Below are 25,867 nucleotides of genomic sequence, written 5' to 3' on the forward strand. Positions count from 1 at the left end.
GTTGGGGCGCTGTGGATTTGGGCATGCGGTGGGTGTGCGAGGTAAGTCTGTGAATTTTATCGACATTTCATGCTTTGCTGGGGCTGAATTTGGGGGATGGCGGATCACCCCGCAAGTCACCCGCCAAGTCACCCCGCAAGTAGCCCAACAACTCACCCCCTATGTGACCCCCGAAGTCACCCCCGAAGTCAGCGACCCAGTCACCGCACCAGTTGCCGACCCAGTCAGCGACCCACTCACCGGGCAAGTGACCGTGCAAGTTACCGGGCAAGTCAGCCTGCCCACCACCCTCAAGGACTGAGCCATGCCCCCCGCCCTGCGCCCTGAACGGGTCACCCAAAACCGCGTCGTCGCCCGCCTCACGGCCCCCACCAGCGCGGGCGGCCTGGGCTACGCCAACCTGGGCGACTGGGGCAAGCGCGAGGGCAACCGCTGCATCGAGCCCGATCTGCTGCGCGCCAACCTGCAACAGCGCGGCTATTCGCCCGTGCAAATCGCCCAAGCCCTGCAAAAGCTGATGGCAGCGGCCGATGCCACCGGCATCACCCTGTACCAGGCCAACCTGCGCACCTACCAGTGGCTGCGCTATGGCGTGCCGGTGCAGGTGGCCGCAGGCGTGCCGCACGACACGGTGCACCTGATCGACTGGGCCACGCCCAACAACAACCACTTTGCCCTGGCCGAAGAGGTCACCCTCAAAGGCGGGCACGAGCGCCGACCCGACATCGTGCTGTACGTCAACGGCATCGCCATGGTGGTGCTGGAGCTCAAGCGCAGCTCGGTGGACGTGGCCAATGGCATCCGCCAACTCATCACCAACCAGGAAGAGATCTTCAACCTGGGCTTTTTCAGCACCGTGCAACTGGTGCTGGCGGGCAGCGATTCGCAAGGCCTGCGTTACGGCACCACCGGCACGCCCGAGAAGTTCTTTGTGGAGTGGAAGCACCACCCAGCCGCCAACGTTGAAGGTGATCCCAACCTGGCCGAAGGCGCTTTGCTGGATGCCCCCTTGCTGCAAATGCTGACACCCCACCGGCTGCTCGATCTGGTCCGCAACTTCGTGATCTTTGATGGCGGCCAGAAAAAGGTGCCGCGCCTGCACCAGTACGAGGGCGTGAAGGCCGCACAAGAGCGCCTGGCGCGCCAAGAGGGCGGCGTGATCTGGCACACCCAGGGCAGCGGCAAGAGCATCTTGATGGTGCTGTTGGCCAAGTGGCTGCTGGAGCACGACCCCAACGCCCGCATCCTGGTGGTGACAGACCGCGATGAGCTAGACAAGCAAATCGAAGGCGTGATGCGCAACGCCGGGGTGATTGGGGCTGAAGCCCCGTCGCCACGCATCTTGTCGCGCCGCGATTTGCTGGACAAGCTGGGCGCGCCTTCGCCACGGCTGATGTGCGCGCTGATCCACAAGATCGACGCCGCTGACCTGAAGGATGAGCCGCCCCGCCTGGCGGGCCGCTTCTATGTGTTCGTGGACGAATGCCACCGCACCCAGGGCGGCGACATGAACAAGCAGATGAAGCGGTGGCTGGCCAGCGCCGTGTTCATTGGTTTTACCGGCACGCCGCTGCTGCGTCGCGACAAGCAAACCACGCGCGAGGTGTTTGGCACCTTCATCCACACCTACAAGTTCAACGAGGCAGTGGCCGACAAGGTGGTGTTGGACCTGAAGTACGAGGCCCGCGCCGTGCCCCAGCGCCTGACCTCACCCAAGGCGGTAGACGACTGGTTTGAAAAAGCCGCCAAGGGTTTGAACAACTACCAAAAGTCCATGCTGCGCAAGCGCTGGGCCACCATGGAAGAGCTGATGAGCTCAGGCGAGCGCAAGCGGCGCATCATGGCCGACATCATTCACGACTTTGGCGTGCGCCCCCGTTTGAACAACGACCGGGGAACGGCCATCCTGGTGGCCGCATCCATCTACGACGCCTGCCACTACTTCCGAGAGTTTCAGGGCACCAGCTTTGGCAAGCTCTGCGGCATCATCACCTCGTTCGAGCCCAACCACAACGCCATCTCGCAAGAGCCCAAAGACAGCGACGAGCGCTACAAATTCGACACCTACACCCAGCATGTGCTCAAGCCGGGGCAAACCACCACCCAGTACGAAACCGAGGCCAAGCGGCGTTTCATTGAAGAGCCCGCCAACCTGAAGCTGCTGATCGTGGTGAGCAAGCTGCTGACGGGCTTTGACGCGCCCAGCTGCACCTACATCTACCTGGACAACGAGCTGCGCGACCACAACCTGTTCCAGGCCATTTGCCGCACCAACCGCCTCGATGGCGAAGACAAGGACTACGGCCACATCGTTGACTACAAAGAGTCGCTGGAGAACGTACAGAAGGCCCTGGCCGTGTACACCTCTGACGAACTGGACACCGACAGCTGCGGCGAAGGCGCCGATTTGACCGTGAAGGATTGGCGCGAAGAAGGCCGCACCAAGCTGGACGCGGCCCGCGAGGCCCTGATCTACCTGTGTGCGCCGGTCAAACAGCCGCAGGGCATCGAGCAGCACATTCACTACTTCTGCGGCAGCGCGTGCGATGCGGCCGCACTGAACGACACCGAGCCCCTGCGCATTGCCTTTTACAAGGCGGTGGCAGCTTATGTGCGGGCCTACGCCGACCTGGCGCAGAACCTGGAAGAAGCAGGCTACAGCGCCACGCAGATCGACGCCTTCGAGAAAGAAACCGTCTTCTACACCGAGCTGCGCGCGGCCATCAAGAACCACGCGGGTGAGGAGCTGGACACCAAGCCCTTCGAGGCCGACATGCGCCACCTCATCAACACCTACATCCAGGCCGACCCGGCGGATGTGTTGGGCAATTTGAGTTCGCTGTCGCTGACCGAGCTGATCATTGAAACGGGCATCCACGATGCCATTGCCCGCAAGCTCAATGAGAAGGGCAAGCTATCAAACAATGCGATCGCCGAAGGCATCATCAACAACGTCCGCAAGACCATCATCCGCGACCAGTTGACCGACCCCAAGTTCTACGAGCACATGAGCAAGCTGCTGGAAGACCTGATCCAGCAACAGCGGCACGACACCGAAAGCTATGCTGAGTTTCTGAAAAAGGCCGAAGCGCTGGCCAAGCAACTGGGTGGCAAGGGTGGTGCTGACAGCGATCAGTTGCCAGCTGCCCTGCGTGGCAACAAAGAAGCGACGGTGCTCTACAACAACCTGCCCGGGGTATTGATGGCGGCTGAGGCGGCCAACTCCACGGCAGACCACCTGGCAGCAGAGCCCCCGGCCACGTATGGCGACGAATTCCTGAGCCTGGCGCTGAGCCTGGACAAAGCCATCCGCGACAAAGCCCCCGCAGGCTGGAAGGGCGACCCAGCTCGCGAGGCGCAGGTGCTCAATGCCATCTTCCCCGTCATGAAGAAGAACAAGGCCGCCACACTGGCCATCTTCGAAATCATCAAGAACCAACCAGGGTATTGAGCGGTGGAGACCACGCACAACACCACACCCCTCGAAGAGATCGTGCTGGGAGCCCTGCGCATCAGCCTGGTCCGCAAGCGCGTGAAGAACGTGCACCTGACCGTGCATCCGCCCGAGGGGCGGGTGACGCTGGTGGCGCCCGAGAACACCCGCCCAGAGATAGCGAGGGCCTATGCCATCTCAAAACTGGTCTGGATACGCCAGCAACAAGCGGCCTTGAAAGCTCAAGCGCGTGAGGCGCCGCGTCAGTTCCGTGAACGCGAAAGCCACGAGTTGTGGGGTCGTCGCCATTTGATGACGGTGCAAGTGGCCGATGCCAAGCCCTGCGTGAAACTCGACCACAAGCGCATCACGCTTACCGTGCGGCCTGAGCATGACTTGGCCAAACGCGCCGAGGTGATACACGCCTGGCACAAATCACTGCTGCATGGCCTGGTGCCAAAACTGATTGCGCAATGGGAGCCCAAGCTGGGTGTGCGTGTGTCAGGCTACTTTTTGCAGCGCATGAAGACCAAATGGGGCAGCTGCAACCACCGCGCGGGTCACATCCGGCTCAACACCGAGCTGGTCAAAAAGCCCAAGGACTTGGTGGAATACGTGGTGGTACACGAAATGCTGCACCTGCTGGAGCCCACCCACAACGACCGCTTTGTGGCTTTGCTGGACAGGCACTGGCCGCAATGGCGTGAGGCGCGTAAAGAATTGAATGCCTTGCCCTTGGGGATTTGAACCTCAAAGACCAGGCCCCGCAACCCGGATTGCCTTGCGGGGCCTGGTGAATCGCCTCAGATCAGATCAGATCAGTTCAGTTCAACGCACTGGTAGGCACCACCGGCAGCACCACGCTCGACGGCCGGAAGGCATCGTTGTAGAGCATGGTGGTGCCGCCAACTGCCTTGGCTTCCTGCGGCTTGGACCACACGCCCTGAGCCTGGTTGCTGGCGCTGATGGCCACGCGCAGGCGCTGCCCCTTGCGCACCACGGCAGCCGCCGGGAACACCTCGACCGGCACCAGCATGGCCTGGCCAGGCACCACCGGCAGCCGTGCAGCCTCGGTGAACGGATGCCACGGCTGGATCATGATGCCCTTGACGAAGCGCGAGCGGCTGGTGTCGACGGCACGGTGGCTGGCCGCCTGCAGGCCGGTGGAGATCGGCGTGGCCTTGCCCAGGATATCGACCACATCCACGCGCACGGCCACAGCCGCCTCGGTCCGATTGGTCGACATCCAGATGTCGGCCTGGATCGGACCGTTGATGTACATGTCGCTGGTCATGGGCGCGGTTTCGAAGATCAGCGCCTTCTGAGCCCGCTCGACCGTGTTGCTGTTGGTGTAGCAGGCCTTGGGCAGCAGGCCGGCCATGCCCAGCGTCCATTGTTCGTAGCTGCTCGAGCAATCGCTGCCGTCGTTGATCGTGACCTTGGCGTTGACCGCCTTGCCGCTGTCGCTCTTGGCGTACTCGACCACCGCCGGGGTGGGCTCGCTCACGGTGCCAGCCGACTTCTCGATGAGCCCGGGCTTGGTCAGACTCAGGCTCTTGTCGGCGCGCAGGTAATAGCGCTGCGGCGTCATCTGCGGGTGCGGCCAATCGGTGGCGCGTGCATACCGCGTGCTGCCCAGGGCGCCGTAGCCCTCGACGTACTGCGTCACATTGGGCAGCGTCGCCGCTCCGGTGTTCATGCCCTTGAGGTACTGGTCAAACCACTGCAGCATCAGCGATGCCGATTTGGGTGCCCCCTTGGCCAGGATCGTGTCCGCCCCGGATGCCCCCGCCAGCACAGCGCCGATATGGCTGCCTTTGAGCACCACCAGCTTGGTGTTGGCGTTGCGCTTGATCTGCTCGTACAGCAGAGGCTCGTCACGCTGGAAGATGTCGTTGTTGCTGCCCACGATGAAAGTGGGAACCTTGATCTTCGAGGCGCCTTCGATGGGCGAACGCAGCGACCAGAAGTTGCCGTCGTCGGTGGCATACCCGGTGGTGCCCTGCAGCGAGTTGTCCACCGTCGGCAGGTACCAGCTGTCGATCGACTCCAGGTGCTGCTGGTTGGCCGCCGTGATCTGGTCAGCAAACTGCGGGTACTTGTCGATGGCCGCACCGTTGGCCACGCTGAGCGAATGTGTCAGCGGCAGCCACAGACTGATGAACTGCGCGTTGAGCAAACCGCCCACACCCACGGTGCCGCGGTAGGCATCGCCCATGGGCACCTGAGCAAACACGGCCTTGACCGCCGGGTGCTGGTTCTTGGCCGTCAGCAGGCTGGTGATGCCCAGATACGACGTACCCGCCAGGCCCAACTGGCCGTTGAACCAGCTCTGCTGAGTGATCCAGTCCACCGCTGCGGCGTAGCCCGCCTGCTCCAGCTCGCCCAGCAGCTCCGAGCGGCCGCTGGACATGCCCGAGCCCTGCACGTCGACGGCCACCGAGATGTAGCCGCGCTTGTTCATGAACGGGTCCTGCCCCCCCACCAGCAAGGTGTTGCCCGTGCCCATGACCTCGCCCAGCAACTGACCAACGTCGATGCGGTAGGCCGTCTGCGACAGGATGACCGGAAACTTGCCTGGCACCGGGTTGCCCTTGGCATCGGCAGGCACCGACACCAGCGCCGCGATCTTCTCGCCACGCGAGGTGGTGATGAACTGCAGGGGCAGCGTCACCGAGTTGGGGTGGTCCTCGGCGCGGGTGTATTCCTTCCAGGTACTTGAGGCATTGCTCGTGATCGCCGGGTTGGTCTGCGTCGTGCTGCTGCGGGTGCCCAAGGTGGTGGTCTGGGCGATGGCCAGGCTGGCCGCGCCGGCGGCCAGCAGGGCTGCGGCCACGCCGCGAAGCGCGAAGGAGGAGTAGGTGGACATGTCGTCTCCGTTGGAAGTGTGTGTCAGGCGAATGCGGATGTTGCAGATACTAGGGAATCAGCCCTCACGGCGGCTATAGCCGCACAGACCAATCCATTGACTTGAGTGGCAGAGGTTTTCCCTAGGAACGCGCATTGACGCCTTTGCTTTGTCGCCAATCCGACGGTGTGAGGCCCGACCAGCGTCGAAATGCGCGGTGAAAGCTGGCCACCGATGAGAAGCCCAGCGACTCGGCGATCTGCTTGAGTGGCTGTCGACCTTCGGCCAGCAAGCGCTCGGCCGTCAGGCGCTGGCACTCCTGGAGCAGATCGGCATGCGTCGTGCCCAGCAGGGCCAGCTGGCGCCGGAAGCTGCGCTCGTTCATGCCCAGGTGCTCGGCGGTGTCCGAAACGGTGGGCAGCCGGGGAAAGGCGTTCAGCAACCATTGCCGCACCTGCTCCGCCAGATCGGTGCCAGCCTGCATCGCGGCCAGGAGGGCCTCCGCGCGGGTCCGGGCGCTCACATAGGCCACCGGGTCATGACTGGGCATGCGCATGTCCAGCAGCGCGGGGTTGAACCCGATCGCGCACTCCCGGCGGTCATAGCGGATGCAGGAGCCGAAGGTCGCGGCATAGCGATGTTCATGACCGATCGGCGGCGGATGGGGGAAGTCGACATGGTGGATGTCATCGTTGCCTGCACCCGCGAAGCGCAGCATCTGCACAGCGCTGGTCGAGACCATCTGCAGGCGGAACTGCCCACCCACGCCGCCGAGCACCACCGGCTGCACGATCAGCCGGGCGGCATCACGGTCCTCGATCAGCTCCACCTCGGAGCGCTCAATCGACAGCGGTGCAAACCGGCGGATGTCATCGAGCATCTGGCGCAGGCTGGAGGTCGACAGCACCAGCGGCACCAGGGCGCCATAACGCATCAGCGCCAGACTCTTGCCTGCCACCAGACCAAAGGCCGGATCCCCGGTGGACTCCACGGCCGCCTCCATCATGCGGGCGAACAGGTCGACCGGCACCCAGGGGCCATCCTCCGGCAGGTCGTCTGCCGATTCAATCCCGCATCGGCGCAGCACCTCGCTGGAATCGAAGCCTTCGACGTCCAGGGTATGAGCCAGAATCTTGAGGTTGATGGGCGACAGTCGCATGGGGAGCAATCACGAACAGCAAACAGCGGGGGCGCCCACCGGTGAACAAGCTCGCTAGTCTGCGTGTTTTCGATGCATCGATGAAGACGCACAGGCCGGTGATTTCCCTAATGAACGCGGATCGCTTAACCACGCCGCCCCGTCGGGCGTGAGCCACGGCAGATTCAGGGCGTTTGCAAACAGCCCGGGCTTCAGATAGTGTTTGCGGCGTGACATCGATTGCTGCGCGAGCCCTTCATTCATGGATCTGAACCTGTCCACGCCCGGACTGCAGGCGCTGGACCCTGCACAACTCCACCACGCCTGCGATCCCTTGCAGTTCGGCTTCCAGACCACGGCCGAACTGGAGGATCTGACCGAGCTGATCGGCCAGATGCGCGCCGTCGATGCGGTGCACTTCGGCACCGGCATGCGCCATGAGGGCTACAACATCTTTGTGCTCGGCCCCTCGGGCATGGGCAAGCGCACCATGGTGCGCCAGCTCCTGACCCAGCGCGCGCGCGGCGAACCCGATCCGCCCGACTGGTGTTACCTGCACCACTTCGATCAACCCCACAAGCCGCGGGCCATGCGCCTGCCGGCAGGCCGTGGCGCCGAGCTGCGCGACCAGATGGCGCAACTGGTCGACTACCTGCGCACGGCCATTCCGGCGCTGTTCGACAGTGACGACCACCGCGCCAAGGCCGAAGCCATTCAGGAGGAGTTCAACCAACGGCAGGAGGCCCGACTCAAGGCCCTGGGCGACGAGGCCGAGGGCCACAAGATCATCCTGTTGCGCACCCCCAGCGGCTTCACCTTCGTGCCCACCCAGGACGGCGAGGTGATCCCGCCCGATGACTACGCCAAGTTGCCTGATGAGGAAAAGCACCGCATCGCCACGGCCATGGCGGCGCTGCAGGACAAGCTCGGGCACATCCTGGAAGACCTGCCGCGCTGGCGCAAAGAACGCGCCGAGCACCTCAAGCGGCTAGATCAGGACACCACGCTGCAGGCAGTCAAGCACCTGATCGACGACATCCGCGCACGCTTTGCCGACCTGCCGGCCGTGCTGGCCTATCTGGATGTCGTGCAGAAGGACATGCTGGAGCATGCGGACGATTTCAAGAGCCCCGATGAAACCACGCAGTTGGGCGGTGGCCTGGCCGTCGTCACCCACGAGACCTTCCATCGCTACCAGGTCAATGTGCTGGTGACCCAGACACCGGGCACGGGGGCGCCCATCGTGAGCGAAGACAACCCCAGCTATGGCAATCTGATCGGCCGCATCGAACACCTGTCGCAATTGGGTGCCCTGATCACGGACTTCACACTGATCAAGCCCGGTGCACTGCACCGCGCCAACGGCGGCTACCTCCTGCTGGACATCCGCAAGGTGCTGATGCAACCCTTTGCCTGGGAAAGCCTCAAGCAGGCCATGCAGTCCCACGAGATCCGGCTCGAATCGCTGGCGCAGGTCTACAGCCTGGTGAGCACGGTGTCGCTGGAGCCCGAACCCATCCCGCTGGACGTCAAGGTCATCCTCTTTGGTGACCCCCTCTTTTATTACCTGCTGCAAGAGGTCGACCCGGATTTCAGCGAGCTGTTCAAGGTGGCCGCAGATTTCGAGGATCGCATCGAGCGCAATGCCGACACCCACCAGCTCTATGCACGCATGGTGGCCACCCTGGTGCGCAAGGACCAGTTGCTGCCTTTCGATCGCACGGCGGTGGCCCGTGTCATCGATTTCAGCGCGCGGCTGGTGGAAGACGCCGAGCGCCTGAGCACCCACATCCGCAGCGTGGCCGACCTGCTGCGCGAGGCCGATTACTGGGCTCGCCAGTCGGGCCACGGCACCGTGGCGGCCCACCACGTGCAGCAGGCCATTGATGCACAGATCCGCCGCCAGGACAGCATCCGCACGCAATTGCACGAAGCCATCCTGCGCGGCACGATCCTGATCGACACACAAGGCACCGTGACCGGGCAGATCAACGGTCTATCGGTGCTGGAGATGGGGGACTTCGCCTTTGCGCAGCCCACGCGAATCACCGCCGTCACACGCCTGGGCGATGGCGAGGTGATCAACATCGAGCGCGAGGCCAAGCTGTCGGGCTCGCTGCACTCCAAGGGGGTGCTGATCCTGTCGTCCTTCCTGGCTGGGCGCTATGCACGCCAGCAGCCCCTGCCCTTGTCGGCCAGCCTGGCGTTCGAGCAGTCCTATGGCCATGTGGATGGCGACAGCGCCTCGCTGGCCGAGACCTGCGCCCTCCTGTCCGACCTGGCCCGACTGCCACTGAAGCAGAGCCTGGCCGTGACGGGCTCCATCAACCAGATGGGACAGGTGCAGGCCATCGGCGGCGTCAATGAAAAGATCGAAGGCTTCTTCGACATCTGCTCGGCGCGCGGCCTGACGGGCGATCAGGGCGTGCTGATTCCATCAGCCAACATCAAGCACCTGATGCTGCGCCACGATGTGGTGGCCGCCGCACGAGCCGGCACCTTCCGCATCCATGCGGTCGACAGTGTCGATGAGGCCATGGCCCTGCTGACAGGCCTGCCCGCCGGTGAGCCCGACGACCAAGGCACCTACCCTCCCGGAAGTGTCAACCACGAGGTGGTCAGCCACATCCAGGCATTGAGCAAACTCTGGAAATCTCTGGAGGAGCCCTCGGAGCCGGAGCCCAGCCGACCATGGCGTAAAAGCGCACGAGGACACCCCCCAGCCCGATGAGAGGCCTCCCTGAAAGGACCGCATTGACTTTGCCCTTCCTCCGACGTGGCGCCAGACCTGGCCCGATCTTCATCGTCGCCGCATTCGCGTTTGCCTTGTGGAGCTTTCTGGAGGTGGCCGAAGAGGTGCTCGATGGCGGCGCCCATGCGTTTGACCTCACCGTCCTGAACCTGCTGGGCATGCACAGCCCGTCGGGCCTGGGCGACAGACCCGCATGGATGCTGGCCATGGCTCGCGACATCACGGCCCTGGGCAGTGTCACCGTGCTGGGGCTGATGGTCTCGGCGGTCATCGTCTTTCTCGCCATCGCCGGTCGACACATGACCGCACTGTTCGTGCTGATGGCCACCACCAGCGGCGTACTGACCATGACGGCGCTCAAAGGCATCTTCCATCGCCCCCGCCCGGAACTGCTGGCGCATGGCGACTATGTGATGCTGGCCAGCTTCCCCAGCGGGCACGCCATGGTGTCAGCACTTGTCTACTTGACGTTGGGCGCATTGCTGTCGCAATTGATGTCCTCGGCCAGGCTGAAACTCTTTGTCATGGGTGCCATGCTGATCCTGACCGGGCTCATCGGCATCAGCCGGATCTACCTGGGTGTTCACTGGCCCACCGATGTGATGGCCGGCTGGGCGGCTGGTACGGCCTGGGCGCTGGCCTGCTGGGGCGCGGCACAGTGGTACAGGATCCACCATGGGGGCCGTGCATGAAAGGCCAATCCTTGGGCAGGCGCCTGGGCTACGCCCTGAACGGGCTGAGACTGGCAACGAGGCAGGAAAAAAGCTTGCGCACCCACTTGCTGGCCACGGTCGCCGTGGTGTTGGTGCTGAGCCTCACCCGGGCATCGGCTCTGTGGTGGGCCGTGATGGCGCTGACCGTGGGCCTGGTGATCGTGGCCGAGCTGATCAACTCGGCACTGGAGACCCTGATCGATCATCTGCACCCCGAGCGGCATCCGGCCATCGGCGCGGCCAAGGACATCGCGGCCGGCGCCACCCTCCTGGCCAGTGTGGTGGCACTGGTGGTCGGCGCGAGCTATCTGGTGGACTGGCTGGGGAGATGAGCGTCGGCCCGTCCGCGCACCCTCAGCCGGCCTCCCCCAGTCGCCCATCGCGGAAATCCCGCAGCGCCTGGTAGATCTCTTCCTGGCTGTTCATCACGAAGGGACCGTACTGGGCAATCGGCTCACCCAGGGGCTGACCCGCAATCAGCAGCAGCCGGGTCTCGCCCTGCGCCTCGATCACCACGCCATCGGACGTGGCTGCATTGGCCAGCAGCGCCATGCGTTGGGCGGGCACGGCCTGCCCCGCCACAGTCGCCTCGCCCCGGTACACATAGACAAAGGCATTGTGGGTGGGCGGCAGGACCTGCTCGAAACGCGTCCCGGCGGGCAGGTGCACATCCAGGTAGAGCGGGGCCGTGGCCTCCCGGGTCACTGCGCCGACCACGCCATGACTGCGGCCGGCAATCACGGTCACCAACACCCCGGCCGGCGTCTTGAACCTGGGCAACTCTTCGGCCTTGAAGTCCCGATACCAGGGCGCCATCATCTTGTCGCGCCCGGGCAGGTTCAACCAGAGCTGAAAGCCCTCCATCACGCCATCGGCCTGCTGAGGGATTTCAGAATGGACCACGCCACGGCCGGCGGTCATCCATTGCACGCCCCCATTGTCCAGCAGCCCTTCGTGCCCGGCGCTGTCGCGGTGCAGCATGCGCCCCGCGATCATGTAGGTCACGGTCTCGAAGCCGCGATGCGGGTGGTCCGGAAAGCCCGCGATGTAGTCATCGGGCCGGTCGCTGCCAAAGGCATCGAGCATCAGGAAGGGGTCGAGCCGGCGCTGCAGGTTCTGCGTCAGCACACGGGTGAGCTTGACCCCGGCGCCGTCGGACGTGGCTTGCCCCACGACCAGGCGCTCCACCGCACGTGGCTGCTTCACCGTCGTTGTGACGTCGATCGTGGTGTTCATGGTGTGCTCCTGTTGGACCAAGTGAAAAGGCCCCGCGATCAGGCCAGCGCGGCGTCGAGGTCAGCCTCGGCTTGGGCAAAGCCCGCAGCCGCTGCATCCGGCCCCATGGCCAGACCTTCAGCGTAAATGAAGTGCACATCGCTCATGCCCAGGAAGCCCAGCAGGGTCTTCAGATAGGGCACCTGCGAATCCGCAGCGGTGTCACGATAGCGTCCGCCACGGGCCAAGGCCACGTAGACCGTCTTGCCCTGGAGCAGACCCTGGGGGCCCTTGTCGGTGTAGCGGAAGGTGACGCCCGCGCGGGCAATGGCATCGATCCAGTTTTTCAGCTGCACGGGCACCCCGAAGTTGTACATCGGCACGCCCAGCACGATGGTGTCATGGGCCTGGACTTCAGCGATCAAGGCATCGTCCAGGGCCACCCGAGCGGCTTGCTCGGGGGTGCGCTGGTCTGCCGGGGTGAACAGGGCACCCAGCGCCAGCTCGTCCAGCACAGGGTGAGGGGTGATGGCCAGGTCGCGCAGCGTGAGGGTGGCGCCAGGATGCGCGGCTTGCAGACGGGCCGTGACCGTGTCGGCCACGCGGGTGGAGTTGGCACCTTCACGGCGGGCACTGGCGTTGATTTGCAGGATGTTCATCTGAGGTCCTTGAGGGGTGTGTTCGCGATGAATGAACTCTATTCCTCAACAATTCACCAGAGAATCCCTTTGAATGGATATCATTATTCCAAAATTGAAATAATACAAAACCAACCAGGGGAAAACCCGCCATGCAAAACGCGATTCATCGCTACAGTTCCCATGGGGCCCGGTCGATAGCGGATCATGGCCCTTCCCTCGCAGAGTCCCCCGTTGTCAACCTCCGCGGATCGTCATCCCCTGAGTGCGCTGCTGCTGAGCACCGACTGGAAACAACGCCTGCGCCTGCGCCGCATGCTCACGGGCTCGTTGGGCTACCTGGTGACCGCCCTGCTGCTGCACTGGGCTGCCGCGCATGGGGTGTTGCCCGCAGCCCCCGTGTGGGCGGTCAGCGGTGCGATGCTGGCCCTGGTCGCCCTGCTGTACATCGTGATCCGCTGTGGCTGGAACCGCCGCTTCAAGGATCCCTCGCTCACCTTGTTCCAGATGCTGGCACCCGCCTCCCTGGCCGGCTGGATCTATTCGTTCAGCGGCGTGTGGCGCGACGCCATCCTGGTGGCGCTGGTCCCCGTGCTGATGTTCGGGTTCAGGCACCTCAGCCCGCTCAAGATTCGCCTGCTCAGCGCCTATTCGATGTTCTGCATCGCCGCAGGCATGGTGTGGCTGGTGCATCACCAACCTCAGACCTACGACATGGGCAAGGAGCTGGTGCGCTTCATGTTGATGGCGGTGGCAGTGGCCTCGATCTGGCAGTTCTCCAACTCGGACGACGTCGAGCACTCCGAGGCCATGCAGGCCCTGCTGAACCTGATCTTCACCCAGGATCCCAAGCAGCGCATCCGCATCCAGCGCTTCATGGTGGCCGCCGTGAACTTCCTGATCTGCACGGTCGTGCTGGCGTATGCGGCCAGCACCGGTGCCGTGCGAGCCGAGCCGGCGCTCTCCCTGGGCACCTACATGATGACCACGGTGCTGACGTTTTACGTGCTGCTGCGCAGCGGCATCAATCTGCAGTTCGAGGACCCGGCGCTGACCATGCCCCAGATCGTGGTGGCGCTGACCTCCGTGGTGTGGGCCTATGCGATCCTGGAAGGCTCACGCGGCGCCGCCCTGATCCTGCTGGCGCTGGTGCTGGTCTTCGGCATGTTCAACCTGAGCGCCCGCCACACCCGGCTGGCCGCCCTGTTCGCGCTGACCTTGCAAGGTCTGACCATGCTGGCCATGGCCACCCTGGACCCGACCCGCTACACGGTGCGCCAGGAGTTGACGCACTTCCTGTTTGCCTGCACCTCGCTGCCCACCATCTCCCTGCTGTCAGGGCAGTTGAGCGAGCTGCGTGCCCGCCTGCAAGCCCGCAAGGAGGAGCTCAGCCAGGCGCTGGCGCGCATCCAGACCCTGGCCACCCGGGACGAGCTCACCGGCCTGTTCAACCGGCGGCACATGATGGAATCCCTGGCGCTGCAAAAGCAGTTCAGCGACAGTGGCGGTCGCATCTTCTGCATCGCCATCCTGGACATCGACCACTTCAAGCAAGTCAACGACACCTACGGGCACGGTGTGGGTGACGAGGTGCTGCGCAACTTTGCCAAGACCGCCCGATCGGTCCTGCGAGAAGCCGATGTGATCGCCCGCTGGGGTGGCGAAGAATTCCTGCTGATGTTCACCGATTGCCGACTCGATCATGCTGAGGCCGGTCTGGCGCGCGTGCGCGATGCGGTCACCCATACCCAGGTCTCCAGCACCGTGCCAGAGTTGCGCATCACCTTCTCGGCCGGTTTGACCGAGCAGCGCTACGAAGAGACGCTGGACCAGAGCATCGAACGCGCCGACCAGGCGCTCTACCAGGCCAAGCACAGCGGCCGCCACCGCACGGTCACGACCTGAGCCCTGTCAGCCGACGAACTTGTCCAGCAGGGCCAGCTCCTTCTTGAGGTCCCGGCACATGCGGGTGATGACCTCTTCGATCTTCTGCTTCGCGCGTGGGTCCTTCAAGGCGGATTTCTCGGCCACCTGCAAGGCATGCGAGAAGGAATCGCCATCGTGCACCTTCCAGGTGGCCCAGAACTCGTCCTTGAGCTGGGGCGTGTTCTTGATGGTGTTGTGCACGGCCTTGCAAGGCAGCTTGCATGCCTTGTCCCAGGCCTCTCGGGTGGGGGTGCGCAGACACAGATCCAGGCCCTTGCCCAGCGCCTGCAGGTGGGGCCCGATGGTCTTGCGCAGGTGGCCCGCCGCCTTGACCAGGCCCTTGCGGGCCTCATCAAAGGGCTTGAAGATCATGTTCAGATCCTTGAGGTCGTCGGCCACCTGCGCCGACTCCTTGCTCATGTCCACCACCAGCGCCACCACGGACCGTGGCGCCTTGGCATTGGCCTGCGCCAGCTTGACCATGGCCAGCGCCTGCTTCTTGACCTCCAGCGCCTGGCTGACCAGGGGCACCACCTGGCTGCGGTAGGTGTTCTTGGCCTGCTTCTCGCACAGCTCCAGCTCGTCAAGCGACTCGAAGGTCTTGTTGCGAGGCGGGCGCAAGTCTTTGAAATCGACCTTCTTGTAGAGCACCTCCATCTTGACCAGGGCCTGGGCCAGCGACTTACCCGCATCGGTGGTCGACATGGGCGCGCCCAGCTTGAGCCACTTGGCGGCCGACAGGCTGTCGGGCAGCCGGGTGTCCTTGTCGAAGGCGTCGAAGACGTCAAACGGCGGCATCAGAGCACCCCCTCGCCCAGTTGCTGCGAGTGCAGCAGCGCACGCAGGCGCATCGGCTTGAGCGGCTTGCGCAGCACCGTGATGCCACGGTCTGCGGCCCCTTGATCCACCGCCGGGTCATCCTCCCCAGTGACCAGGGAAATGATGGGCCCCTCGCCAATGATGGTGCGGATGCGGTCGGCTACCTGCAGGCCGGTCTCGTTGTCGGCCAGCGAGTAATCCAGCAACACATGCCAGGGTTTGTCAAACTCCTGGCTGAGGATGGCCATGGCCTCGTCACCACAGCTGCACATGCTCACGCGCACCCCCCAGTCGTGCAGCATGCGGTTCATGGCATCGCGCACCAGCGGATCGTCCTCGACGAACAGGACATGGAGATCGGACTCCAGCGTGTGAACGTCTTCAGGAGCTTCCTCGGCATGGGTGGGCGAATCAACCGGCAAGGTCACGGCAAACAAGCTGCCCTTGCCGGGGCTGGACTGCACATCGATCTCATAACCCAGGGCTGCGCACAAGCGATGCACCGTGGACAGCCCCAGTCCATAGCCCTTGTCGCGCTGGCGCTCGGGATTGTTGACCTGAAAGAAGTCATCGAAGATGCGATTCTGATCCTGAGAGGACAGGCCCACGCCCGTGTCGGCCACCACCAGCGCACAGCCACCCGGGCGCCGGCGCACCCCCACCAGGATCTTGCCCTGATCGGTGTAGCGAATGGCGTTGGACAGCAGATTTCCCAAGATGCGCTCAATGATAGAGGGGTCGGCATGCACCCACAGGGAGGTGGGCACCATGCGCAATTGAAGCCCCTTGGCCTCGGCATTGGGCTTGAGCTGAATCAGCACCTGATCGATGACTCGCTGCAGAGGCACAGCGGCCGGTTTGGCGTGCAGGTGGGCCGTCTCGGCGTGGGTCACGCCCAGGATGGCATCGAAGAGCCCGGTCAGGCTGGTGACGCAGGAGCCGATGTGATCGATCAGCTCACGCCGCTCGGCCTCGTGCGGGTCCTTGCGCAACAAGGCCGTGTACAGCCCCAAGGCGTGCAGAGGCTGCTTGAGGTCGTGGCTGGCCGCACCCCAGAAGCGGGTTTTTTCGGCACTGGCCAGCTCGGCCAGGGCGGCCTCTTGCGCGGCCTTGGCGACCAGGGCGTGCTGCTGCTCCAGCATCTCGGTGGCCTCGATGCGCATGGCCTCGATGTCGCGCCAGGATTGCCCCGCGGCCTGCCCCGCCATCCAGCAGGACCGCCCCAGCAGCGCCGCCAGCACCAGCAGGCCGGTGGCCGCCGTGAGGCTGAGGGGCGTGGCCCGCCACAGCAGGTAGGCCGCCACCGGCACCACCATGCCGATGAGGAAGGCGCAGATCAGCGGCCGACGCGCATGCTCGGCGAACCAGGAAGACACGGTGGTGTTCACGACGGCAGACATGGCAGACCCTCAGAGCAGACGCTCGCGCAAGGCCTGGCTGACGGCCTCGGTGCGGTTGCTCACGCCCATCTGATCGAAGATGGCAGCCCAGTGGTCCTTGACCGTGCGCTCGGAGATGCCCAACAACTGGGAGATCTCCTTGTTGGACAGCCCTTTGGCGGCCAGACGCAGGATGTCCTTGCGCTTGTCGGACAAGGTGGTGGTTCCCACCGCCTGCGACGGATCCACATCAAACACCGCGCCACCATTGAACAAGGTCTTGAGGGCATCGACCAGCGATGCAATGTCACGGTCCTTGGACAGGCAGGCCACACACCCCAGGCTGCGCGCCTGTCGGGCCATGGCCGCATCAGGCTCGCCACACAGCAAACCGCGCGCCACCGTGGGGTGCTGCTGCGCCACGCGCCCCAGCAGGCTCAAGCCATCGCCGTCGGGCAGATTGAAGTCGGACAGACACAGATCGATGTCATCGTCCGATGCCAGCACCGCCAGCGCCGAGGTTTGCCCGTCGGCCAGCACAATGCGCAGCGCGGGCATGGCCTCGCTCAAGGCACGGCGCACGCCCTCCCGGTAAAGCGGGTGGTCGTCGACAAACAAAAGGGTGTACATGGTCCGGATGATCCCATAGGTGCGCGGATGGCACACCCGTCCAAAAGGACGGGTCCACCCTGGCGTGCTCACCCGTACTTTGGTACGGTTGTCCGGGACGGACGCGTCCGGCACGATGCGTGGCATTCAGGAAGGATCTTGCCATGTTGACCACCACCGCCGCCCGCACCGCCGAGCTGATCGATACCGCCCCCGGCCTGTGGGGCAACATCCACCGCCGCCCGCTGCGCCGCGTGGCCCTGGTGCCGGAGCCCCAGAAAGCCCCGGCCCTTGATCTGGCTGAGATGACGCAACTGTGGCGAGACATCCAGTCGATGTCCGCCCACGAGGTCGACACCGGCCTGCTCCACCTGCTCAAGCGCCTGTGCCAGATGCTGTCGGCCGATGCGGTGCGCTGGCAGTTGCAAGGCACCCTGCGCTCGGGCAAGACCATGACCCTGGCCACCCAGCACTGGAGCGAAAGCCTGGAGCTGCACGATGACGGTCTGAGCAGCGACGGGCCCGAGCTGACGCTGCCCCTGCCGATGGCCAACAAACTGACCATGCACTTCACCCTGGTGCGCGAGGCAAGAGGCGACACCTTCAGCAGCCATGATCGCCAGTTGCTGGAGCTCGCTCTGGGCGGGCTGTCGCGCTGGCTGCACTGGCTGGCACTGAGCCATGGCCCCCTGAGCCCGGCTGGCCCCATGCCCCCGCACCAGCGCAAGGTGCTGCTGTTGCTGGTGACCGGCCGCTCGGAAAAACAGATCGCCTCCGACCTCAACCTGAGCACCAACACGGCCCACCAGTATGTGACGGCGCTGTATCGGCGTTATGGGGTGCGCAACCGGCCTTCGCTGGCGGCGCAGTGGCTGGGGTGATAGCCCACCGTCGCAGCATATTGGTCAGCGACTTCTGCGCACATTCACCCGCGCTCTTTCATGACTGCCATCTCGTCAGTGCCTGATCTCTCCAGCCGCGTCGATAACTTGTTCAGCAGGGCGTTGCTTAGAATGTCCCGGGCAAGCCCCCCCCAAAGGTGAACGTCGATATATCGTTCGCGCGATACACGCATATGCTCCCGCTGCACGCCCTCCCTGATAAAACCAACCCTCTCCAACACGCTCTCCAGCAAGCGAATTCGTGGGTTGTCGCCGTAAAAAGCCACGCTCACCTTGTGCAAACAGGCACGCCGGAATGCGAACTCCGCCAGAAGAGCTGACGCCTCCAGGACCACCACGCCATGCGGCACCTCATCGACGAAACCGATGATGAACTCGGCGCGACGAGAAACCAGATCCATCGAAACGAACGAAGCAATCCCGATCGGCCCAGCGTTCTTGCGATCAATCAGGAACATCTGAGCGCCTAAATCGACCGGCGACTGACCCAACTGCATTCCGAGTTGCGCCGCTATCTGCTCCACAGACATGCCACGCACCTTGGCGGCATAGTTGCGATTGACGGTACTGGCAAATGTATCGTCCATGAAGCTTCGCTTCAGCCACGCGGCATCTTCAGCGGATGGCCTGCGCAAAGTCAAGCGGTGACCGACCACGGGCTCCCACCAGAACGCCCCCGCCCGCCAACACATATCCTCAAACCATACCGGAGGTATTGCATCGGCAATATCGACGACATCTCGCAACACATCGCGGGCCTCGCCCGCCCGGCAGTTCTTGATCAGCAGATCACACAAACGATGAGCAGCGTGCACGCGAAGGGCCGAAGTTTCCCCCGTAAGGTGAAGTACTTGCGTCAGCAATGCGATGGCTTCGGTGTCATTCCTTCGGGTCATGGCCATTCGCGCCATTCCCATGAGAGCCGCACCATTGTCGGCCCGCAACGCCATGGAGCGTTTAAACGCCGCATCTGCCTCAGCCCCCGCCCCTTGAGACAACAGAGCATGGCCCAGGCTACTCCACGCGTCGGCGTTTCCCGGCTGCGATATCACCTGCGCCCGCAGCTTGTCCAGGATACGCATGTATTGCACTCCTTCTCAAACAACATCAAAGATGAAAAGGGCTGACCCCGAAAGGTCAGCCCCTTGTTGCCACAAAGGCCTAGAGAACGCCTCAGACCCAGTTGGCTGCGATGGCCGCGCTAAGGGATGTCTGGTAGTTCGCAGGCAAGGTGGTCTGACCGACTGCGGGCGGCGAGAACGACGCCATCGCGTTCACCAAGTTCTGCACCCCCGTAACGTTCAGAGCCTTCCCGTCAGACAACTTGATGCTTTCAACCTGGTTACTCGCTGAGGCATACCAGTTGTTCACCGTGAAGGTATCGCCCGTACCAATGACCGAGATTTCGAGGTTGTTGGTGTTGTCCACCCGACGCAGCCAAACCTGATCAGAGGTCACACCGGACAGCACGTTGAGCAAGTCGGTACCACCGGAGTCGTCCAGGACGTCCGCCCCCTGATCACGGCCCCACGAGAAGGTATCGTTGCCCACACCAGAGGACAAGGTGTCGCTGTTCAAGCCGCCCGACAAGATGTTATTCCCATCACCACCGAACAAGGTATCCGCTCCCGCGCCACCACTGAGCCTGTCAACACCCGCCTCACCGAACAACATGTCGTCGCCATCATCGCCAGAGATGATGCTATTGCCCTCACCACCGAACAAGGTATCCGCTCCCGCACCGCCACTGAGCCTGTCGACACCCGCCTCACCGAGCAACATGTCGTCACCTTCATCACCAACCAAGGTGTCGTTACCGTCACCACCCATGAGGCTGTCATTGCCGACACCCCCGCTGATGCTATCTCCACCAGTCATCCCAAGGATCGTGTCGTTGCCTTCCATACCATAGAGGCTGTTATCCGCGGCAGAACCCGTGATGTGGTTATTCAGAGCGTTACCCGACCCAACCTTGCCTTCCATGACGAGGTTCTCAACGTTGTCGGCCAGGACGTAGTCCGCAACAGCGGCATAGACCGTGTCCGAGCCCAGGTCAGCATTCTCGACCACCGAATCGACCCCAAGGATGCTGTATCCATCGGCATCGAGGGTTTCATCGACATAGTAGACGTCATCCCCAGCGCCGCCCGTCAGAACATCGATCCCGAGACCTCCATCCAACGTGTCGTTGCCACTCCAACCGACCAGGGTGTCATCGCCATCAAATCCGAAGAGATGATTGTCAAGGCTGGAGCCACCGATGTTGTTGTTCAGCGCATTGCCTGTTGCCGACTCAGCCTTGGCCCCCATGACAAGGTTTTCTACGTTGTCGGGCATCACGTAGTTCTGCCCTTCCCACAAAGAAATGGTGTCGGTCCCGCCATCTGCGGCCTCCACGACCACATCCAATCCCTGTGAGAGGCCATATTCGTCAAAGGTCTCTTCCACAATGTATACGTCGTCGCCGCTGCCCCCCACCAGGGTGTCGACACCGATGCCGCCATCCAGGGTGTCGTTGCCATAGCCACCAACCAGTGAATCATTGCCTTCGGTTCCCAGCAGTTCCAGGTCACCCGAAAGAACCGGGTCTGTCTGCGCGCTGCTGACAGCTTCGACGTTGCCCAACCCATCTGTATAGATGGCTTGTACGGACAACTGCTGACCAACATCTGCTTGTCCGAGAACATAGGATTCACCCGTGGCAACAATGGCGCTATCACGGAGCCATTGGTAGGTGATGGTCCCGAGGCCATCGGCGTCCGCCAGGGTGTTCGAAGCAAGCAGGGTTTCGCCTTGAACTGCGGAGCCGGATACCGTGACGCCACCGGTCGGCGCGTCGTTGGCGTTGGTCACTGTCACTTTGATCGCCTGTGTGTCCACCCCATCACCGTCAGTCACCTGTACGCTCAATTCGTACACGTTATCGCCATCCGCATCTGTTGACTCCTCAAAGTTGGGCGCGGCAGCGAAGGCCAACGCTCCCGTCGATGCATCGATCGTAAACTTGGCCCAATCATTCCCCCCCCAGATGCTGAACATCGAGATCGCACCCGGATCCTGATCACTGCTGGTCACTATCAGCACCTCCGTCGTGTTCTCTGCCACGGAAACACCTGACGGGCTAATGATCACAGGGATATCGTTGTCATCGGTCACCGTTACCGCGATCGCCTCTATGGCCACTAGGTCACCGTCACTGACCTGCACGCTCACGTCGTACACATTGTTGCCCCCCGCGTCTGTGGGTGCCTCAAAGTTCGGCTCGTCCACAAAGGCCAACGCCCCTGTCGACGCATTGATCGTAAACTTGGCTGCATCCATTCCTCCCGCGATGGAAAAAGCCTTGATCGTGCCGGCATCTGGATCGCTGCTCCTAACCAACATTACTGCCGTCCTGTTCTCCCTCACTATGGCTGACGTCGGACTGGTGATTAATGGGGCCTCATTGACATCGATCACCGTCACCGCGATCGCCTGTGTCTCGACCCCACCGCCGTCACTGACCTGCACGCTCACGTCGTACACATTGTTGGCGCCTGCATCCATCGGTTCCTCAAAGTTCGGTGCCGCCACAAAGTCCAACGCGCCTGTGCTGCTGTTGATGGTGAACTTGGCTGCGTCCGCTCCGCCCACGATGCTGTAGGCCTTGGTCGCCCCCGCATCCAGATCGCTGCTCAACACCGTCATCACCGCCGTCGCATTTTCAGCCACACTGGCGAACAAAGGGACCTCGTGGGCGTTGGTCACCTCGACCGCGATCAGCTGTGTACTCACCGCAGCGCCATTGTCCCAAACTGCCACCCTCACTTCGTACACGTTATTCGCACCCACGTCTGTGGGCGCCTCAAAGTCAGGCGCGGCAACAAAGGCCAGTTCACCCGTTGACGAATTGATTGTGAACTTGACATGGTCTGAACCAGCAATAATGCTGTACTCTTTGGTCGCGCCCGCATCTTCATCGCTGCTCGTCACCGTCATCACAGCCGTCGTGTTCTCTGCTACCTCGACAGTGGCAGAGCTGGTGATGATCGGTGCATCATTGAGGTCGGTCACCGTCACAGCAATCGCTTGTGTGTCCACTGCACTACCGTCACTGAGCTGCACGACCACGTCGTACACATTGTTCAAATCCTCGTCAGAGGGGGACTCAAAGTTCGGCGCTGCCACGAAGGTCAGCAAGCCTAGCGATCGGTTGATATTGAACTTGGCCGCGTCCGCGCCACCCACGATGGAGTATGTCAGCGCGGCGCCAGCATCCTGATCGCTGCCACTCACCACCATCGCTATGGTCATGTGCTCCGACACCATAACGTCGGCTGCACTGGTGATCACCGGAGCCTCGTTGTTGATCACCGTTACCATGATCGCCTGTGTAACCGCAGTGCTGCCATCACTGACCTGGACGCTTACGTCATACACATTGTCCGCCCCCACGTCTGTGGGGGTATCAAAGTTCGGTGCAACCGAGAAGAACAACGCGCCCGTCGACGGATCGATCATGAACTTGGCAGCATCCGCTCCGTTCGCAATGCTGTATACCTTGGTCGCACCAGCATCCTGATCGGTGCTCATCACCGTCATCACTGCCGTCGTATTTTCCACCACTCTAGCCGTCGTCGAGCTTGTGATGATCGGCGCCTCATTGGTGTTGGTCACCCTCACCGCAATCGCCTGGGGCCCCACCAAACTGCCGTCACTCACCCGCACGCTCACGTCGTACACATTGTCGGCGCCCGCATCCCTCGGGTCCTCAAAGTTGGGTGCTGCAATAAAGGCCAAAGCACCCGTCGACGAATTCATCGTGAACTTGGCCGCATCCGCTCCGCCCACGATGCTGTAGGCCTTGGTCGCCCCCGCATCCGGATCGCTGCTCGTCACCGTCATCACGGCCGTCGTGTTTTCGGCCACCGCAGCAGTTGCCGTGCTGGTGATCGTCGGGGCTTCGTTGACGTTGCTCACCGTCACCGCGACCGCCTGGCTTGCCACCGAACTGCCGTCACTGACCTGCACGTTCACGTCGTACACATTGTTGGCGCCCGCATCCGCGGGAGCCTCAAAGTTCGGCGCCACCGCAAAGGCCAGCGCACCCGTCGACGCATTGATCGTGAACTTGGCAGCGTCCGCACCACCCGCGATGCTATACGCCTTGATCACGCCGACATCCGCGCTGCTCGTCACCGTCATCACCGCCGTTGTGTTCTCGGCCACCGCAACGCTGGTCGCACTGGTGATCAGTAGATTGACGTTGGTCACCGCCACCGCGATCGCCTGGGTCGCCACCGAACTGCCGTCGCTGACCTGCACACTCACGTCGTAGACATTGTTGGCGCCCGCGTCTGTGGGTACTTCAAAGTCTGGCGCGACGGCAAAATCGAGAGCACCGGTATTGCTGTTGATCGTGAACTTGGCCGCATCCGCTCCGTCCACGATGCTGTAGGTCTTAGTCGCGCCCGTATCCGGATCACTGCTCGTCACCATCATCACCGCTGTCGTGTTCTCGACCACCGTCGCGGTTGCCGCACTGGTGATCGTCGGGGCTTCATTGGTGTTTACCACCGTCACGGCGATCGCCTTGTAATCAATCAAACCACCGTCGCTCACCTGCACGCCCACGTCGTACACATTGTTGGCGCCCGCATCCGCGGGAGCCTCAAAGTTCGGTGCCGCCGCAAACGCCAGCGCACCCGTCGACGCATCGATCGTGAACTTGGCCCTGTCCGCGCCACCCTGGATGCTGTAAGTCTTAGTCGCCCCCGCATCCGGATCGTCGCTCACCACCGTCATCACGACCGTCGTGTTTTCGACCACCGTCGCGGTTGCCGCACTGGTGATCTTCGGGGCTTCGTTGGCGTTGCTCACCGTCACGGCGATCGCCTTTTGATCCACCAGACTGCCGTCGCTCACCTGCACGTTCACGTCGTACACATTGTTGGCGCCCGCATCCGTCGGCGCCTCGAAGTTCGGCGCAGCCAATAAGGTCAGGACACCCGTCGATGCATCGATGGTGAACTTGCCTGCGTCCGCACCACCCTCAATGCTGTACGTTGCCGTCGCACCAGCATCTTGATCACTGCTAACCACTGTCATTACGTAGGTCCTGTTTTCCAGGATCGACCCGGACAAACTGACCGGCAACACCGGAGCATCATTCACATTGGTCACTGTCACAGCGATCGCCTGTGTGACCACCGAGCTGCCATCACTCACCTGCACCGTCACATCGTAGACGTTGTTGGCGCCGCCATCGCGCGGGTTCTCAAAGTTTGGCGCCTCTATAAAGGACAATGCACCCGTCGATGCGTCGATCGTGAACTTGCTTGAATCTTGACCAGGTGGTGGTAACTTGAGCGGATCCCAGTTCGACAGGCTCAGGATGGAGTAGATCTTGGTCGATCCGGCATCCGGATCGCTGCTCGTCACGGTCAGTACTGCTGTCGTGTTCTCTGAGATCGTGGCGCTGGCTGCACTAGTGATCACCGGCGCTTGATTGTTGATCACCGTCACTGCAATCGCTTTGGTCGCCGCCAAATTGCCATCGCTGACCTGCACGCTCACGTCGTACACATTGTTGGCTCCTGCATCTGTGGGTGCATCAAAATCGGGTGCCGCCACAAAGGCCAGCGCCCCCGTAGACGCATTGATCGTGAACTTGGCCGCGTCCGCTCCGTCCACGATGCTGTAGGCCTTGGTCGCACCCATATCCGGATCGCTGCTCATCACCGTCATCACCGCTGTCGTGTTCTCGACCACCGTCGCGGTTGCCGCGCTGGTGATCTTCGGCGCTTCGTTGGCGTTGCTCACCGTCACGGCGATCGCCTTTTGATCCACCAGACTGCCGTCGCTCACCTGCACGTTCACGTCGTACACATTGTTGGCGCCCGCATCCGCGGGAGCCTCAAAGTTCGGTGCCGACGCAAAGGCCAGCGCACCCGTCGACGCATTGATCGTGAACTTGGCCGCGTCCGCTCCACCCACGATGCTGTAAGTCTTGGTCGCCCCCGCATCCGGATCGTCGCTCACCACCGTCATCACGGCCGTCGTGTTTTCGACCACCGTCGCAGTTGCCGCGCTGGTGATCTTCGGCGCTTCGTTGGCGTTGACCACCGTCACCGCGATCGCCTTGGGTCCTACCAAAGTGCCGTCACTCACTTGCACGTTCACGTCGTACACATTGTTGGCACCCGCATCCGCGGGAGCCTCAAAGTTCGGTGCCGCCGCAAAGGTCAACGCGCCCGTCGACGCATTGATCGTGAACTTGGCCGCGTCTGCTCCACCCACGATGCTGTAAGTCTTGGTCGCCCCCGCATCCGGATCGTCGCTCACCACCGTCATCACGGCCGTCGTGTTTTCGACCACCGTCGCGGTTGCCGCACTGGTGATCGTCGGCGCTTCGTTGGCGTTGACCACCGTCACCGCGATCGCCTTGGGTCCCACCAAAGTGCCGTCACTCACTTGCACGTTCACGTCGTACACATTGTTGGCGCCCGCATCCGTC

16 protein-coding genes are annotated in these 25,867 nt (G+C 62.8%); 7 read left to right on the forward strand and 9 right to left on the reverse strand.

Features of this window, described 5'->3' with window-relative positions:
• The first annotated feature begins 304 nt into the window (after nucleotides 1–304).
• Together VFW93_RS06170 and VFW93_RS06175 are read left to right on the forward strand one after the other, a co-directional pair.
• A complete protein-coding gene (locus VFW93_RS06170) occupies nucleotides 305–3,451 on the forward strand; it encodes an HsdR family type I site-specific deoxyribonuclease (protein ID WP_329693112.1) in 3,147 nt (1,048 codons plus the stop codon).
• Nucleotides 3,452–3,454: 3 nt separating this feature from the next.
• A complete protein-coding gene (locus VFW93_RS06175) occupies nucleotides 3,455–4,180 on the forward strand; it encodes a SprT family zinc-dependent metalloprotease (RefSeq protein ID WP_329693113.1) in 726 nt (241 codons plus the stop codon).
• Nucleotides 4,181–4,256: 76 nt separating this feature from the next.
• Here the strand turns inward: VFW93_RS06175 and VFW93_RS06180 are convergent, their stop codons facing one another.
• Nucleotides 4,257–6,302, reverse strand: coding sequence for a CocE/NonD family hydrolase (locus tag VFW93_RS06180; RefSeq protein WP_329693114.1), 2,046 nt, complete (start codon nucleotides 6,300–6,302; stop codon nucleotides 4,257–4,259).
• Between the two features lie 121 nt (nucleotides 6,303–6,423).
• Complete coding sequence (locus tag VFW93_RS06185; protein WP_329693115.1) at nucleotides 6,424–7,440, reverse strand: helix-turn-helix domain-containing protein; 1,017 nt, start codon at nucleotides 7,438–7,440, stop codon at nucleotides 6,424–6,426.
• Between the two features lie 241 nt (nucleotides 7,441–7,681).
• On the opposite strand from VFW93_RS06185, the gene VFW93_RS06190 reads away from it, so the two are divergent.
• From VFW93_RS06190 to VFW93_RS06200, 3 genes are read left to right on the forward strand one after another with little or no spacing between them, the layout of a single operon-like run.
• A complete protein-coding gene (locus tag VFW93_RS06190; RefSeq protein WP_329693116.1) occupies nucleotides 7,682–10,150 on the forward strand; it encodes an ATP-binding protein in 2,469 nt (822 codons plus the stop codon).
• A 29-nt stretch (nucleotides 10,151–10,179) separates the two neighbouring features.
• Nucleotides 10,180–10,863, forward strand: coding sequence for a phosphatase PAP2 family protein (locus VFW93_RS06195; RefSeq protein ID WP_329693117.1), 684 nt, complete (start codon nucleotides 10,180–10,182; stop codon nucleotides 10,861–10,863).
• Nucleotides 10,860–11,216, forward strand: a complete 357-nt coding sequence (locus tag VFW93_RS06200; RefSeq protein ID WP_329693118.1) for a diacylglycerol kinase — start codon at nucleotides 10,860–10,862, stop codon at nucleotides 11,214–11,216. Before VFW93_RS06195 ends, VFW93_RS06200 begins: the two co-directional genes overlap by 4 nt.
• A gap of 22 nt (nucleotides 11,217–11,238) precedes the next feature.
• On the opposite strand, the gene VFW93_RS06205 is transcribed toward VFW93_RS06200, so the two are convergent.
• Both VFW93_RS06205 and VFW93_RS06210 read right to left on the reverse strand, forming a co-directional pair.
• Nucleotides 11,239–12,120, reverse strand: coding sequence for a pirin family protein (locus tag VFW93_RS06205; protein WP_329693119.1), 882 nt, complete (start codon nucleotides 12,118–12,120; stop codon nucleotides 11,239–11,241).
• A 38-nt stretch (nucleotides 12,121–12,158) separates the two neighbouring features.
• Nucleotides 12,159–12,758, reverse strand: a complete 600-nt coding sequence (locus VFW93_RS06210; RefSeq protein WP_329693120.1) for an FMN-dependent NADH-azoreductase — start codon at nucleotides 12,756–12,758, stop codon at nucleotides 12,159–12,161.
• 213 nt (nucleotides 12,759–12,971) lie between these two features.
• Here VFW93_RS06210 and VFW93_RS06215 point away from each other — a divergent pair, with 213 nt between their 5' ends.
• Complete coding sequence (locus tag VFW93_RS06215) at nucleotides 12,972–14,642, forward strand: diguanylate cyclase (RefSeq protein WP_329693121.1); 1,671 nt, start codon at nucleotides 12,972–12,974, stop codon at nucleotides 14,640–14,642.
• 6 nt (nucleotides 14,643–14,648) lie between these two features.
• On the opposite strand, the gene VFW93_RS06220 is transcribed toward VFW93_RS06215, so the two are convergent.
• From VFW93_RS06220 to VFW93_RS06230, 3 genes are read right to left on the reverse strand one after another with little or no spacing between them, the layout of a single operon-like run.
• Entirely contained in the window at nucleotides 14,649–15,461 is an 813-nt protein-coding gene (locus tag VFW93_RS06220) for a hypothetical protein (protein WP_329693122.1), read from the reverse strand.
• Nucleotides 15,461–16,882, reverse strand: a complete 1,422-nt coding sequence (locus VFW93_RS06225; protein ID WP_329693123.1) for a hybrid sensor histidine kinase/response regulator — start codon at nucleotides 16,880–16,882, stop codon at nucleotides 15,461–15,463. The genes VFW93_RS06220 and VFW93_RS06225 overlap by 1 nt, the downstream gene beginning before the upstream one ends.
• 9 nt (nucleotides 16,883–16,891) lie before the next feature.
• The gene (locus tag VFW93_RS06230; RefSeq protein ID WP_329693124.1) at nucleotides 16,892–17,491 is read right to left on the reverse strand and encodes a response regulator transcription factor; all 600 of its coding nucleotides are present in this window, start codon (nucleotides 17,489–17,491) and stop codon (nucleotides 16,892–16,894) included.
• A 143-nt stretch (nucleotides 17,492–17,634) separates the two neighbouring features.
• On the opposite strand from VFW93_RS06230, the gene VFW93_RS06235 reads away from it, so the two are divergent.
• The gene (locus VFW93_RS06235; protein WP_329693125.1) at nucleotides 17,635–18,351 is read left to right on the forward strand and encodes a helix-turn-helix transcriptional regulator; all 717 of its coding nucleotides are present in this window, start codon (nucleotides 17,635–17,637) and stop codon (nucleotides 18,349–18,351) included.
• Between the two features lie 44 nt (nucleotides 18,352–18,395).
• Here VFW93_RS06235 and VFW93_RS06240 read toward each other — a convergent pair whose 3' ends face one another.
• Nucleotides 18,396–19,454, reverse strand: coding sequence for a GNAT family N-acetyltransferase (locus VFW93_RS06240; protein WP_329693126.1), 1,059 nt, complete (start codon nucleotides 19,452–19,454; stop codon nucleotides 18,396–18,398).
• A 91-nt stretch (nucleotides 19,455–19,545) separates the two neighbouring features.
• Nucleotides 19,546–25,836, reverse strand: coding sequence for a VCBS domain-containing protein (locus tag VFW93_RS06245; RefSeq protein WP_329693127.1), 6,291 nt, complete (start codon nucleotides 25,834–25,836; stop codon nucleotides 19,546–19,548).
• Nucleotides 25,837–25,867 lie beyond the last annotated feature (31 nt).

It is taken from the genome of Aquabacterium sp., assembly GCF_036279675.1.
Taxonomy (GTDB): Bacteria; Pseudomonadota; Gammaproteobacteria; order Burkholderiales; family Burkholderiaceae_C; genus Aquabacterium.